This window comes from Hydrogenophaga luteola (assembly GCF_042648585.1).
Classification (GTDB): domain Bacteria; phylum Pseudomonadota; class Gammaproteobacteria; order Burkholderiales; family Burkholderiaceae_C; genus Hydrogenophaga; species Hydrogenophaga luteola.
On the sequence record NZ_JBHRXX010000001.1, the window covers coordinates 64,029 to 78,281 of the forward strand.

Annotated in this window: 9 protein-coding genes; 8 read left to right on the forward strand and 1 reads right to left on the reverse strand. The window is 71.0% G+C overall.

Annotated features, from left to right (window positions below):
• Window positions 1–16: 16 nt before the first annotated feature.
• Window positions 17–4,189 (reverse strand): YhdP family protein, encoded by a 4,173-nt coding sequence (locus tag ACFOPI_RS00295; protein ID WP_382169611.1) that lies wholly within the window; start codon window positions 4,187–4,189, stop codon window positions 17–19.
• Between the two features lie 14 nt (window positions 4,190–4,203).
• On the opposite strand from ACFOPI_RS00295, the gene glnE reads away from it, so the two are divergent.
• From glnE to ACFOPI_RS00335, 8 genes are all read left to right on the forward strand, one after another.
• Entirely contained in the window at window positions 4,204–6,993 is a 2,790-nt protein-coding gene (glnE, locus tag ACFOPI_RS00300; RefSeq protein WP_382169613.1) for a bifunctional [glutamate--ammonia ligase]-adenylyl-L-tyrosine phosphorylase/[glutamate--ammonia-ligase] adenylyltransferase, read from the forward strand.
• Window positions 6,994–7,475: 482 nt separating this feature from the next.
• Complete coding sequence (locus ACFOPI_RS00305) at window positions 7,476–8,894, forward strand: NAD(P)/FAD-dependent oxidoreductase (RefSeq protein ID WP_382169615.1); 1,419 nt, start codon at window positions 7,476–7,478, stop codon at window positions 8,892–8,894.
• A complete protein-coding gene (locus ACFOPI_RS00310) occupies window positions 8,891–9,691 on the forward strand; it encodes a DUF1365 domain-containing protein (protein ID WP_382169617.1) in 801 nt (266 codons plus the stop codon). Before ACFOPI_RS00305 ends, ACFOPI_RS00310 begins: the two co-directional genes overlap by 4 nt.
• A 21-nt stretch (window positions 9,692–9,712) precedes the next feature.
• Window positions 9,713–10,921, forward strand: coding sequence for a class I SAM-dependent methyltransferase (locus ACFOPI_RS00315; RefSeq protein WP_382169619.1), 1,209 nt, complete (start codon window positions 9,713–9,715; stop codon window positions 10,919–10,921).
• Between the two features lie 17 nt (window positions 10,922–10,938).
• Entirely contained in the window at window positions 10,939–11,505 is a 567-nt protein-coding gene (locus ACFOPI_RS00320; protein ID WP_382169621.1) for a chalcone isomerase family protein, read from the forward strand.
• 7 nt (window positions 11,506–11,512) lie between these two features.
• On the forward strand, window positions 11,513–12,859 hold the full coding sequence (locus ACFOPI_RS00325) for an MFS transporter (protein ID WP_382169623.1): 1,347 nt from the start codon (window positions 11,513–11,515) through the stop codon (window positions 12,857–12,859).
• The gene (locus tag ACFOPI_RS00330) at window positions 12,856–13,395 is read left to right on the forward strand and encodes a DUF3833 domain-containing protein (protein ID WP_382169625.1); all 540 of its coding nucleotides are present in this window, start codon (window positions 12,856–12,858) and stop codon (window positions 13,393–13,395) included. The genes ACFOPI_RS00325 and ACFOPI_RS00330 overlap by 4 nt, the downstream gene beginning before the upstream one ends.
• Window positions 13,392–14,249 (forward strand): SDR family NAD(P)-dependent oxidoreductase, encoded by an 858-nt coding sequence (locus ACFOPI_RS00335; protein ID WP_382169627.1) that lies wholly within the window; start codon window positions 13,392–13,394, stop codon window positions 14,247–14,249. Before ACFOPI_RS00330 ends, ACFOPI_RS00335 begins: the two co-directional genes overlap by 4 nt.
• The last annotated feature ends 4 nt before the right edge of the window (window positions 14,250–14,253 follow it).

The window sequence follows — 14,253 nt, forward strand, 5'->3', positions numbered from 1 at the left end:
GTTTCGGTGTGCGTTTTTACTTCTTTTCGATCTTCTCGACCTTGGGGTCGGCCCAGCCGCCGCTGATGTGGAACTGCTGGGTGGTGGCGGACTGCAGCGGTTCGCGCAGCAGGAACTGGGCGAGGAAGGTGCCCAGGCCGATGGCGGGGTTGATGGCGGTGGCGATCAGCGAGGCGGTGCCGGCGTTGATCTCGGGCACCACCACCACCTTGAGGTCCTGCTGCTCGCGCACGATGTCGGCGCTGCCTTCCATCAGCACGGCGGCATTCACGCCCTTCATCTGCAGGTTGTTGGTGGTCGCCACGCCCTGGGCGATCTTGGCGTCGCCGCGCACGAAGTCGAAGGCGAAGCCCTCGGAGAACACGTCGCGGAAATCCAGCGTCAGCCGCCGCGGCAGGGCCTGCAGGCTCAGTACGCCCAGCAGCTTGGCCGCACCCGGCTCGACCTTGAGGAACTGGCCGGTCTCGAAGTTGGCCGCCATCTCGCCCGAGAGGCTGGGGTAGTCCAGCGTGAAGGGCGAGCCCAGCCAGCCGATCTCGCCCTCGATGTGGCCGCTGCCACCGCGCACCACCCCCGCGCGGCCGAAGCGCGTCAGCAGCTGGCCCGCGTCGTCCACGTCCAGCCGGAAGTCCAGCCGGGTGCGGCGAGCGGCGCCCTCGTCCCCGGTGGCGGCCCAGTTGCCGCTGGCGATCAGGCGCGCCTCGGGCACGCGCACATTGAGCCTGTTCAGGCGCCATTCCCGGTTGCGCCCCACGCCGCGGTTGACGGCCTGGATGTCCACCAGCCCGAGCTGACGGCCCGAGAGCACCAGGTTCTCCACCGTGATGTCCAGCGCCGGCACGCTGCTGGGCTGCTGCAGCAGCTGCTCGACGTCGGCCGCGGCGCTGGGTGCCAGGTCCAGACGCGCCAGCCGCGCGTAGACGCTGCCGGCGCTGCCGCCCGCGGCCTGGCGGTATTCCACATAGCCGTTGAGCTCGTCCGCATCGACGTTGGCGCGCCACTGCGTGCCCTCGCGCGAGCCGCCCAGCACCACGTTGTTGAAGCTGCGGCCGTCGACGCTGACCTGACTGGCGCGCACCGCCAGCACGGTGGGCAGGTAGTTCAGGCTGGCCGCCTGGGCCGGCGGCGCGGACGTGCCCGCGCTGGTGCCGCGCACGTCGACGCCGCTGGCCTCGCTGAACACGCGCTCCCAGGCGTCCACGTCGATGCGGGCAAAGCGCAGGTTGGCCGCCACACCCTGCGGCGGCAAGGGCGCGGTCTCACCCGCCTGCAGGCCCACGCCCAGGCTGCCGCGCAGCACCCGCGCCTCGGCGCCGGTGATGTCGCGTTCGTACTGCAGCGAGAGCAGGAGCTGCGCCGCGGCACCGATCTCGACCGCCAGCCGGTCGGTGCGGGCCACTTCGTCGGCGCCTTCGGTGGCCACCCCCACCACAGCGTTGTCGTAGCGCAGCGGCAGCACGTCGTCGGCCTTTTTGGACAGGGGCGCCGGCAGGTCCACCGCCAGGCCCTGCAGCGAACTGGTCACGCTGATCTCCGGCGCGCCGCCCCGGAAGCCCAGACGCGCGGTGTAGGTCGCGCTGCCACTGGCGCTGGCGAACAGGCGCGAGACAAAGCCCAGCCCGCCGTCGCGCAGGCCTTCGGCGGAGGCGTTGCCCTGGCCGCGGAATTCCACCTTGGCCACGCCCCGGGCGTCGGGCTGCAAGCCGCCTTCGAGCGCCACCTCGCCGCCGTACAGGCGGGCGCGGGCATCGGCCAGCTTGAAGCCGCGCTCGGTGAAGGCGATGCTGCCGCTGCTGCGCTCCAGCATGGGGGCGTCGGGCGTGATGCGCAGGTCGTTGCCGCCCAGCTGCACGCTGCCCTGCAGCGCGAAGTCCTCGGGTTTCTCAAGGGGCAGCTGCAGCTTGAACGACACCCCGGCGTTGCCGGTGCCCGTGGCCTTGGTCAGGGCGCCGGAGAGCAGACCGTCGAGCGGCGAGGTCTGCACGAAGCGCAGCACCTCGGCAGCCGGCCCCTGGGTGCGCGCGCCCACCTCGACCCGGGGCGAGCCCATGAGGTCGGGGATCAGCACCTCACCCTCGCCCAGCCGCACCTGCGGCAGGCCCTCCACCCCGGCGCTGAGCCCGCTGAGTTTCAGCGAGGCCTTTTCGAGCACCAGCTGGCCGTTGACCGCCTTGAGCGCCGGCCAGGCCGGTGCGCCCTCGTCCTGCAGGTAGGGCGGCAGGTAGGCGAAGTCCACGCCCTTGAGCGCCGCGGTGATGCGGAACTCGCCGTCGGCGCCGGCTTGGTGGAAGGGCAGATCCCAGAGGTCGCCACGCGCGCGGAACTCAATCCGGTCGGACGCCCCCCCGCGGATCGCCTCGCGCACGTAGCGGCGCGCGTCGGCGCCCACCGACAGCGGCATGTAGCGGTGCACCTGGGCGGCGTCGGCGCGGGTGAGGGTGGTGTTGAGGTCGAGCACGCCGGGGAAGCGGGACTTGGCGCTGCTGCGCGCCGGGTCGGCCGTGGTCCAGTGCAGGCGCCCGGTGCCGGCGGCGTCGGCATTGGCCAGGCGCATGTTCTCCAGCCAGACCTCGATGTGCTCGCCCTCAATGTCCCAGCGCGCGTCGGCCTGGAAGCTGGTCATGGGAATCTGCGGCTGTTCGAACATGCCCGGCAGCTCCAGCGCGCCGTCGGTGATCGAGACGCGCGCGGTGCCACCACCCTGGTTGAAGTCGAAGTCGGCGCTGGCGCCCACCACCCCGGGCCGGCCCAGTTCGGGGTAGGGCCCGTAGGCCGACATGCGGCCGCTGGGCTGGCCGGCCAGCGCCAGGCCGCTGACCCGCCCCTTGGCCTGGTAGGCGGTGACGGCCGGGGCCGGCGGCGCGGGCTGGCCCGCCACCGCCGCGGGCGCCACCGGCTGCTGCCATCGCGCCGACAGACCCTGCACCTGACCGGCCGGGCGCAGGCTGGTGAGCAGGTCGCGGCTGGCCTGGGGCAGCGGCACGCGCGTGGCCAGGGCCGCCAGCGCCGCCAGGTCCAGCCGGTCGGCCTCGACCGTGGTCGTTGCGCTGGCGTTCGCGCCGCGGGACAGGCCGTTGTCGTGCGCCAGCCACAGCTTGCTGGCGGGCCAGTCCAGACCGTCCTGGGTGCGGAAGCTCAGGTCGTCGCTGGCCACCTGGAAGCCCTGGGCGCCCCAGCTGGCCACCACCCGGCCATCGACCCGCTCCAGCGCCAGCTCCGGCAGCTGTTCGCCCAGCCGCGTGGCGACCTCGCGCAGGCCCATGTCGACGGTGGCGCCGGCCACCTGGCCGCGCTCGACATCGGCCCAGGCGCGCAGGCGACCCTGGCCGGCGCGCACCTCGACGCCCCATTCGGACAAGTCGACATAAGCCTTCAGGCGCGAGACGTCGACCGCCGGGAAGTCTCCGTAGACCTCGCCGCTCCAGTTGTGCCAGGGCGCTTGCCCGGGCGGCTGCGGCCCCAGATCCAGCAGGGGTTCGCGCATCTGGGCCATCAGGCTGAAGGTCTGGCCCCATTCGGGCGGCGGTGTGGCGTCCAGCCGCAGCAGGTGGCTGCGCACGCGGTTGCGGGCCACGAAGCTCAGGTCGCTCAGCGCCAGCGTGGGCTGGCCCTTGAGCTCGTCGGTCCAGCGCACGGTGCCGCGCTGGATCACGAACTCGGACTGCGAGAAGAACCAGTCGGCGGCGCGATGGTCGCCGGACTGCGGCCCGGAAAAGTCCAGACCGGCGATTTCGATGCGCCCCTGCGGCGTACGACGGATGTCGAGCACCGGCGCCTCGATCAGCAACTGCTCGAAACCCAGGCGCCAGAGCGAGGTGACCGACACCGCCGCCCGCACCTTGGGCAGCCGAAGGGCTTCGCGACCCTGGGGGTCGAGCAGGCGCACGTCGCTGAGTTCGAGCGTGGGCACCAGGCGCAGCAGGAAGCCGGCGCGGGCGCTGGCATCGCCCTGCGACTCGGCGCGGATCGCCCCCACCTGGACGGGTACCCCCACAGCCGCACTGGCCCAGCGTTCCAGGTCGGGACGCCATTCGCCGATTCGCGGCACAATCCAAAAATGCAAGGTGCCCCAGGTGAGTGCGAACAGGATCCAGACCGTCAGCACCATCCACAGCAACAGCCGAGTGATCGCCGACCAGGTCTTCTGGGTTCTTGAGGCAGGGACGGCTGGGGCCGGGCTTTGATTCATATCCAACGCAAATTATGACGGTCAGCCCTCTCGACGGTTCCGCCGCGTCGGTTTCTCCTTTGTCGCCAAATGTGAACCCCGCCGACACCCCGCTGCCAAGCCGGCTGGCCGAGCACTCCCGCTTTGTGCAGCGGGTGCGCCGCCGCTACGAGAACGAGCTGGCCTGCCTGCCACCTGGCCCACCGGTCAAGGCGGCCATGAACACCTGCCTGGCCACGCTGACCGAACGAGGCCTGCCCATGCCCGCCGCCCTGCGCGTGCTGCGCCAGCTGGTGATGGAGCGGCTGGTGGTGCTGGACTGCGAGGAAGGAGCGGCCCTGCAGGACATCACCCGCGCGGTAACCGAACTGGCCGAAATGGCGCTGGACCAGGCCTGCCGGCTGGCGTTTGCCGACCTGGACGAGCTGCACGGCGCGCCGCTGGACGAGAACGGCCAGCGCGCCCAGCTCTGGGTCATCGGCATGGGCAAGCTCGGCGCGCGCGAGCTCAACGTCTCCAGCGACATCGACCTCATCTACGTGTACGACGCCGACGGCGAGACCGCGGGCAACGCAGCCGGCCGCCACCACATCAGCAACCACGAGTACTTCGGCAAGGCGGTCAAGCACATTTACAACACGATCGGCGACACCACCGAACACGGCTGCGTGTTCCGTGTCGACCTGGCCCTGCGGCCCAACGGCAATTCTGGCCCTGCCGCGGTCTCGCTGGGCGCGCTGGAGGAGTATTTCCTGGTGCAGGGCCGCGAGTGGGAGCGCTTTGCCTGGCTCAAGAGCCGCGTCATCGCGCCCGCCGCCTGCATCGCCGACAAGAGCGCCAGCGCGCTGCGCGGAGCTGTGCTGCCCTTCGTGTTCCGCAAGTACCTGGACTACAACGTCTTCGATTCGCTGCGCACCCTGCACCGCCAGATCCGCGACCATGCGTCCAAGCGCGCCGCGGGCAACCCGGGCCGTGCCAACGACGTCAAGCTCTCGCGCGGCGGCATCCGCGAAATCGAATTCACCGTGCAGCTGCTCCAGGTGGTGCGCGGCGGTCAGTTCCCCGAGCTGCGCACCCGGCCGACGCTGGACGCGCTGCAGCGCGTGGCCAAGGCCAACCTCATGCCGCGCGCCACCGCCGACGCGCTGGCCGCTGCCTACGAGTTCCTGCGCAAGGTCGAACACCGCATCCAGTACCTGGACGACCAGCAAACCCACCTGATCCCCACCCGCGACGACGACCTGGCCTGGATCGCCGCGACGATGGGCTTCCCCGACATGTGCGCCTTCCTGTGCGCGCTGGACACCCACCGCGAGACCGTGGCCCACGAGTTCGACATCCTGCTCGGCGGCGCGCCCGGCGGCGGCTGCACCGGCAAGGGCTGCCAGAAGAATGGCTCGCGCGGTTCGGTGGAGGACCTGCAGGGCGTGATGACCGGACTGCCCGAGGCCTTTGCCGCCAAGGTGTCGCAGTGGTGCGGGCACCCGCGGGTGCTGGCGCTGCGCGAGGACGCGCGCCTGCGCCTGGTGCGCCTGGTCCAGCGCACCGGCGCCTGGCTCGACGAAGGCCGGGTCAACGAACAGGCGGCGCTGCGCCTGGCCGACTGGATCGAGCCGCTGCTGCGCCGCGAAAGCTACCTGGCCCTGCTGCAGGAGCGGCCGTCGGTGCACGAGCGCCTGCTGCGCATCCTGGGTGCGGCCAAATGGCCGGCGCGTTACCTGCTCAAGCACCCGGGCGTGATCGACGAACTGGCCAGCCGGCAGCTGCTGGAAGAGCGTTTTGACGCCGCCCAGTTCGAAGCCGACCTGGAAGAGCGGCGCACCGCGCTGCGCCGCACCGGCGAGGACGACGAGGAAGAACTACTGAACCTGCTGCGCCGCGCCCACCACGCCGAGGTGTTCCGCACCCTGGCGCGCGACATCGAGGGCGTGCTGACGGTGGAACAGGTGGCCGACGACCTCTCCGCGCTGGCCGACACGGTGCTGCGCGTGACAGCGCGCTGGTGCTGGGCGCGGCTGAAAAACCGGCACCGCGACGAACCGGCCTTCGCCATCATTGGCTACGGCAAGCTCGGCGGCAAGGAACTGGGCTACGGCAGCGACCTGGACATCGTGTTCGTCTACGAGGACGAGGACGAGAACGCCAGCGAGATCTACGCCGCCTTCGTGCGCAAGCTGATCAACTGGCTGCAGGTCAAGACCGGCGAGGGCGACCTGTTCGAGATCGACACCGCGCTGCGACCCAACGGCAACTCGGGCCTGCTGGTGACCAGCTTCACCGCGTATGAGAACTACCAGCGCGGCCGCGGCAGCAACACCGCCTGGACCTGGGAACACCAGGCGATGACGCGCGCCCGCTTCGTGATGGGCATGGCCAGTCTGCAGCAGCGCTTCGACGACGTGCGCGAGGCGGTCATCACCGCCGAACGCGACCGTGCGGCGCTGGCGCAGGAAATCATCGCCATGCGCGAGAAGGTGCGCAGCGCCCACCCGGTGCGCGGTGAGCAGTTCGACGTCAAGCACAGCCCGGGCGGCATGGTCGACGTGGAGTTCGTGGTGCAGTACCTGGTGCTGGCGCATTCGGGCGAACACCCCGAGCTGCGCGGCAACCTGGGCAACATCGCCCTGCTGCAGCGCGCCGAGGCCGTCGGCCTGCTGCCCAAAGGCGTGGGCCAGGAAGCCGCCGATGCCTACCGCGAACTGCGCGCCATCCAGCACCGCGCACGGCTGGACGAGGCGCCCACGCAGATCGGCGCCGCCGCCGCCGCCGGCATGGCCACCGCGGTGCAGGCGCTCTGGCGCCACGCGCTGGGCAAGACGGAATAGAGCCCCCACGCTCCGCCGCTGCGCGGGTCGCTGCCCCCCGAGGGGGCTGGGCCAGCCTTGGGGCGGCCCGGCGACTGACCCGTCGCCCCCCACGCTCCACCGCTGCGTGGGTCATTCAGACCGATAACCCTGTGCCCGTCATGGGTGTTGAAAAGAATGTCTCGACTGTTTTGTGACTGATCAGTCACAATAAAACCAGACAGTTCAACAACACACCCGCGACCGGAGGGCACATGGTCATCACACCGCGGAACTTTTCCGCCACGAATCCGCTCAATGCATTCACGATGGCGCCGAAATCGGTGTTGTCGGATGTTCAGGTTTTTGCACTGCGAAGCCTTCCGCCGATCGCGGCGGATGAAATCCCGAGGCGCTTCTCCTCCTCCTCCCTCCCTCCCTCCTTCGCGTCGGGGCGCTTCGCAGGCTTTTCTTCTTCCCCCCTCCGCCGCCCCCCCGGGGCGGTGGCTTCTCTGGGCTGAGCCATGTACTCGGTCCCCACCCCCACTCCGATCGGCGGCGCGCCCGAGGGCCGTGGTCAGCGTCCGCGCGTGGCCATCGTCGGCTCCGGCATCTCCGGCCTGGCCGCCGCCCACACCCTGACCGGCCTGGCCGAGCTCACCCTGTTCGAGGCCGGTGACTACTTCGGCGGCCACACGCACACGGTGGACGTGACCCTGCCCGACCCCCTGGGCCGTCCAACCACCTTCGGCGTCGACACCGGTTTTCTCGTCCTGAACGAGCGCACCTACCCCAACCTGCTGGCGCTGTTCGAGCAGCTGCAGGTGCCGATCGCGCCGTCCGACATGTCGTTCTCCGTTCAGGCGCCGGGCGCCGGGCCACGCGGCACGGCGCTGGAATGGAGCGGCAGCGACCTCTCCACCGTATTCGCCCAGCGCGAGAACCTGGGCAACGCCCGCTTCTGGCGCATGCTGGCCGACATCGTCCGTTTCAACCGCCTGACCACGAAGCTGGCCAGGCGCGGCGACGACCTCGGTGCCGACAGCCCGCTGCTGGAACCGCTGGGCGATTTCCTGGAGCGCCACCGCTTCTCGGCCGCTTTCCGCGACTGGTACTTCCTGCCCATGATGGGCTGCATCTGGAGCTGCCCGACCGACCAGATGCTGCGCTTCCCGGTCGCGACCATGGTGCGCTTCTGCCACAACCACGGCCTGATCCAGGTGACCAACCGCCCCCAGTGGTACACGGTGGCCGGTGGTGCGCGGCAGTATGTGGAGAAGATCGTCGCCCGCATTCCCGACCGGCGCCTGAACACCCCCGTGCAGCAGGTGCTGCGCGACGAACAGGGCGTGCGCTTGGTGAGCGAGGGCCGGGTCGAGCGCTTCGACGCCATCGTCATGGCCTGCCACAGCGACCAGGCGCTGGCCATCCTGGGCGATGCCGCGACGCCCGAAGAGCGCGCAGCCCTGGGCGCGGTGCGCTACCAGCCCAACCGCGCGGTGCTGCACACCGACGCCTCGGTGCTGCCGCAGCGCGAGAAGGCCTGGGCGGCCTGGAACTACGAGGCCGGCGGCGCCGGCGCTGAGCCGCGCGTCTGTCTGCACTACCTGATCAACCGGCTGCAGCCGCTGCCGCTGAAGACCCCGGTGGTCGTCTCGCTCAACCCGCAGCGCGCCATCGACCCGGCCACCGTGATCGGCGAATACGAGTACGCGCACCCGGTGTTCGACCTGGCCGCGATCCGCGCCCAGAAGGCCATGGTCGACCTGCAGGGCCGCCACGACACCTTCTACGCCGGCGCCTGGATGGGCTACGGTTTCCACGAGGACGGACTCAAGGCCGGCCTGCGTGCGGCGCGCGAGCTGATCATGGCCCACGACCTGCTGCCGCAGCGCAGCGCCACCGAAGCGCGCGACGCCTCCCTACCCGGGGTGTTTGCATGAACGACGCCGCGAGCGAGCGCCCCAAGGCCTTGATCGGCTTCGGTCAGGTGCGCCACGCGCGCTCGCGCCCCAAGGCCCACGCCTTCGCCTACCCGACCTTCTTTCTGATGCTGCCGCTGCGCAGCCTTCGGAAGAACGGCGATGGCGCGCTCGCTCGCAACCGCCGGGCGGCGCTGGCCTTCCACGACCGCGACCACGGCGACGGCCGCGAGGACTGCCTGGCCTGGCTCGACGGCCTGCTGGCCGAGCACGGCATCGGCGACGCGGACGGCGAGGTCTGGCTGCACACCTACCCGCGCGTGCTGGGCTACGTGTTCAAGCCGGTGAGCTTCTGGTACTGCCACCGCGCCGACGGCTCGCTGCGCGCCGTGATCGCCGAGGTCAACAACACCTTCGGCGAGCGCCACTGCTACCTGCTGGACGCGCCGCGCTTCGGCGTGCCGGCCACCGCCGACAAGGTGTTCCACGTCTCGCCCTTCGCCCCGGTGCGCGGCGAGTACCGCTTCGTCTTCATGCGCACGCAGCACGGCGGCGAAGACCGCACCGTGGTGCGCATCGACTTCCACGACGAGCCCGGCGCCGAAGCCCTGATCCGCACCAGCGTCAGCGGCACGCTGCAGCCGCTGGATGCCGCGAGCGCGCGGCGCGCGCTCTGGGGCCACCCGCTGATGACGCTGGGCGTGATCGCCCGCATCCACTGGCAGGCCCTGCGCCTGTGGCTCAAGCAGGCGCCCTTCTTCCGCCAGCCCGCCGCCCCGGCGGACTTCGTCACCCAAGGCCACCCGGCCTCCCGCTGACCCCTTGCCTTTCGACACGACATGAACAGCACCACCGCCCCGCAGAGCGCCGGCCTCTCCCTGCCCCGCCACGCCCCGGCCGCCGCCCGCACCACGTTGCAGCTGCTGCAGCGCCTGCGCCACGGCTCGCTCACGCTGCAGTTGCCCGACGGCACGGTGCAGCGCTTCGGTGGCGGTGCGGGACCGCTGGCCGCCCTGCGGATCCACGACTGGTCCGTGTTCGGTGCAGCCATGAAGTCGGGCGACATCGGCTTTGCCGAAAGCTACATCGCCGGCCACTGGAGCACGCCGCAGCTGGCCGATCTGCTGCGCGTGCTGATCGCCAACCGCGAGGCACTGGAAGACGTGGTCTACGGCTCCTGGATCGGTCGCCTGGCCTACCGCCTGCGCCACCTGCTCAACCGCAACAGCAAGGCCAACAGCCGCAAGAACATCCACGCCCACTACGACCTGGGCAACGCCTTCTACGGACTCTGGCTCGACGAGACCTGGAACTACTCGTCGGCGCTGTACGAGAAGCCGGACCAGGACATCGTGCTGGCCCAGCACGCCAAGGTGCGCCGCGCGCTGCGCATGGTGGGCGCCCGCCCGGGCCAGCGCCTGCTGGAAATCGGCTGCGGCTGGGGCGCCCTGGCGGAAAAGGCGATCACCTCGTTCGGTATGGAGGTGACCGGCGTCACCCTCTCGACCGAGCAACTGGCCTTCGCGCAGCAGCGCAACCCGGGCGCCGACCTGCGGCTGCAGGACTACCGCGACATCCAGGACGCGCCCTTCGACGCCATCTGCTCGATCGAGATGGTCGAGGCCGTGGGGCGCGAGTACTGGGACACCTACTTCGGCACGGTCTCGCGCCTGCTCAAGCCGGGCGGCCGCGCCTGTATCCAGAGCATCACCATCCGCGACGACCTGTTCGACCGCTACGTCGCCGGAACCGACTTCATCCAGCAGTACATCTTCCCGGGCGGCTGCCTGCCCAGCCCCTCGCAGTTCCGCGCCGCGGCCGAACGCGCTGGCCTGCAGGTGGCCGACCAGTTCCACTTCGGCCCCGACTACGCGCAGACGCTGCGGGTCTGGCGCCAGCAGTTCCTGCTGAACCAGGAGCGCGTGCTGCAGCAGGGCTTCGACCAGCGCTTCCTGCGCACCTGGGAGTTCTACCTCGCCTACTGCGAGGCGGCCTTCGACGAAGGCAACACCGACGTGGTGCAGTTCACCCTGCGCAAGCCGGACTGACTCCCCGGAGAACCGCCATGCGACACACCCTGCCCCAGCGCGCCTTCACCGTGGTGGCCATCACCGCGGCACTGTGGCTGCCCCTGCCCACCACTGTGCACGCCAACACGCCGGCCGACGCCGCCGAGGCGGCGCTCGCGGGCAAGGCGCCGCGCGGGCAGTCGCTGTTCCGCTACTGGGGTTTCGAGGTCTACGTCGCCACGCTTTACACCCCGCCCGCCTTCCGCGCCGAGGGCTTCGAGCAGCAGCGCCTGGCGCTGGAGCTGCAGTACCGGCGCACGTTCAAGGGCGCCGACATCGCCCAGCGCTCGATCGACGAGATGCAGGACATCGCCCCGCTGACACCCGCCCAGGCCACCGAGTGGAAGGCCGCCATGGAGCGCGTGTTTCCCGATGTCGCGCCCGGCGACCGGCTGATGGGTGTGCACCTGCCCGGCCGGGGCGCGCACTTCTACTACAACGGTCGCCTGCGCGGCGTGGTCGACGACCCGGTGTTCGCCGAGCGCTTCTTCGGCATCTGGCTCTCGCCGCGCACCTCCCAGCCCAAGCTGCGCGAGGCCCTGATCGCTGGCGCCGCACGCTGAGCCACCCATGGACACCACCACGGCCATTGCCCCTGCTGAGCGCTTCACCGCGCCCGGGGCTTGGCGCGCCGGCTTGCGCTACGGGCTGCTGGGCCTGCCGCTGGCCTTCGTGGCGTTGCCGCTGTACGTGGTGCTGCCCAACCACTACGCGCGCTCGTTCGCAGTGCCGCTGGCGGCACTCGGTGCGGTGCTGCTGGCGGCGCGCCTGTTCGATGCGGTGCTGGACCCCTGGATCGGCCGCTGGATTGACCGGCTCTTCGCCCGCAGCCACCGCCGCGTGCTCAGCGCGGGCGCGGCGGCGGCGCTGGTGCTCGCCCTGGGTCTGTGGGGCCTGCTGTTCCCTCCGCCGGCCCTGCGGGGCGACGTGGTGCCCCTGCTGGCCTGGGCCGGCGTGCTGATGGCCGTCACCTACACCGCCTACAGCGTGGCCAGCGTGGCGCACCAGACCTGGGGCACGCGCCTGGGCGGCAACGAGGCGCAGCGCAGCCGCATCAGCGCCTGGCGCGAAGGCCTGGCCCTGGTGGGTGTGCTGACCGCCGCCGTGCTGCCAGGCACGCTGGGGCTGGGTACCACCGTGGCCGCGTTTGCGGTGCTGCTGGCGCTGGGCTGGTGGGCCTGGAGCGCCGCCGTAGTGCCCACAGCGCGCGGACTGACGCTGGGCGCACTGGCGCACCAGAACGCGCTGGCCCATCCGCTGCGCCAGCCCCGCTTCGTGCGCCTGCTGGCGGTGTTCGTGGTCAACGGCACGGCCAGCGCGGTGCCCGCCACCCTCGTGCTGTTCTTCGTGCAGGACCGGCTGCAGGCCCCGGCCTCGGTCGAGCCGGCCTTCCTGGCCACCTACTTCCTTTGCGCCGCGCTCTCGTTGCCGCTGTGGGTGCGGCTGGTGCCGCGCCTGGGCCTGGCGCGCAGCTGGCTGGCGGGCATGGCGCTGTCGGTGCTGGTCTTCATCTGGGCCGCCACGCTGGGCGCGGGCGACGTGACCGCCTTCCTGATCGTCTGCGCGCTCTCCGGCATCGCCCTGGGCACCGACCTGGCCCTGCCGTCGGCGCTGCTGACGGGCCTGATGGACGAGCTGGGCGAACGCGGCCAGCGCGAGGGCGCCTACCTCGGCTGGTGGAATTTCGCCGCCAAGCTCAACCTGGCACTGGCGGCCGGCCTGGCCCTTCCGCTGCTGGGCGCCTTCGGCTACCAGCCCGGCGCACGCGATCCGCAGGCCCTGTGGACCCTCACCGTGGCCTATTGCCTGCTGCCCTGCGGTTTGAAGCTGCTGGCCGCGGCCCTGCTGCAGTTGCTGGTCATCCGCCCCGCCGCGCTCCGCGCGCCGCTGCCCGACACCCTGAAAGTTCACCCATGAAACGACGACTGCTGCTCACCGCCGGCGCCGCCGCCACCCTGGCCATCACCGGCTGCGCCGGCCCGCAGGTTGGCGACTACGCCACCGAAAAACCCGTGCTGGACCTGCGCCAGTACTTCAACGGCACGCTGGACGCCTACGGCGTGTTCACCGACCGCAGCGGCCAGGTGGTGCGGCGCTTCACAGTGGTCATGCGCTGCACCTGGAACGGCGACGAAGGTGTGCTCGACGAGGACTTCACCTACTCGGACGGCACCACGCAGAAGCGCATCTGGCGTCTGAAACACGAGGGCAACGGCCGCTACACCGGCCGCGCCGACGATGTGGTCGGTGTGGCCGAAGGCCAGACCGCGGGCAACGCCTTCCGCTGGGGCTACACCCTGGCGCTGCCGGTGGACGGCCGGGTGTGGAACGTGCAGTTCGACGACTGGATGTACCTGCTGGATGACCGGGTGATGCTCAACAAGGCCGTGATGAGCAAGTTCGGCATCCGCCTGGGCGAGGTCACGCTCAGCTTCGTGCGGCGCTCCTCATGAACCACAGCTTTGTCGACCCCGCCACCACCGGTGCGGCCCCGCCGCGCCAGGGTACCGGTCTGTGGCGCTCATTCAACCCGCGCATCGGCTCCTGGCAGGGCCTGCGGGTCTGGGTGGTGGGCGCCTCCAGCGGCATCGGCCTGGCCGCCGCCGAGCGGCTGATCGGCCTGGGCGCTACCGTGCTCGCGTCGGCGCGCAGCGAGGCCGGCCTGCAGGCGCTGGTGGACCGGCACACCCGGCCCGGCCAGCCCGCCCCGGTGCAGGCCTGGCCCATGGACGTGACCGACGCGCAGGCCGTGGCGCTGACCGCCCGCGCCGTGCTGGCCGAAGGGCCGATCGACGTGCTGCTGTTCTGCGCCGGCCACTACCGCGCCCTGCGGGCCGAGGCCTTCGACCTGGCCGAGATGCAGCGGCACATGGCGATCAACTACGGCGGCGCGCTGAACCTGCTGGACGCCCTGCTGCCGGCCATGATCGGCCGGGGCCAGGGCCACATCAGCCTGGTCAGCAGCGTGGCCGGGTTCCGCGGGCTGCCCAAGGGCCTGGCCTACGGCCCGACCAAGGCCGCGCTGACCCACCTGGCCGAGACACTGCACCTCGACCTGGCGCCGCGCGGCCTCGGTGTGAGCGTGGTGCACCCCGGCTTCGTGAAGACGCCACTGACGGCGCAGAACGACTTCTCGATGCCAGCCCTGATCTCGCCGGACGAGGCAGCCCGCGCCATGCTCGAGGGTATTGCGGCCGGCCGGTTCGAGGTCCACTTCCCGCGCCGCTTCACGGTCTGGATGAAGTTGCTGCGCCTGCTGCCCTACCGCGCCTATTTCCCGCTGGTGCACCGCGCCACCGGTCTATAAAGCG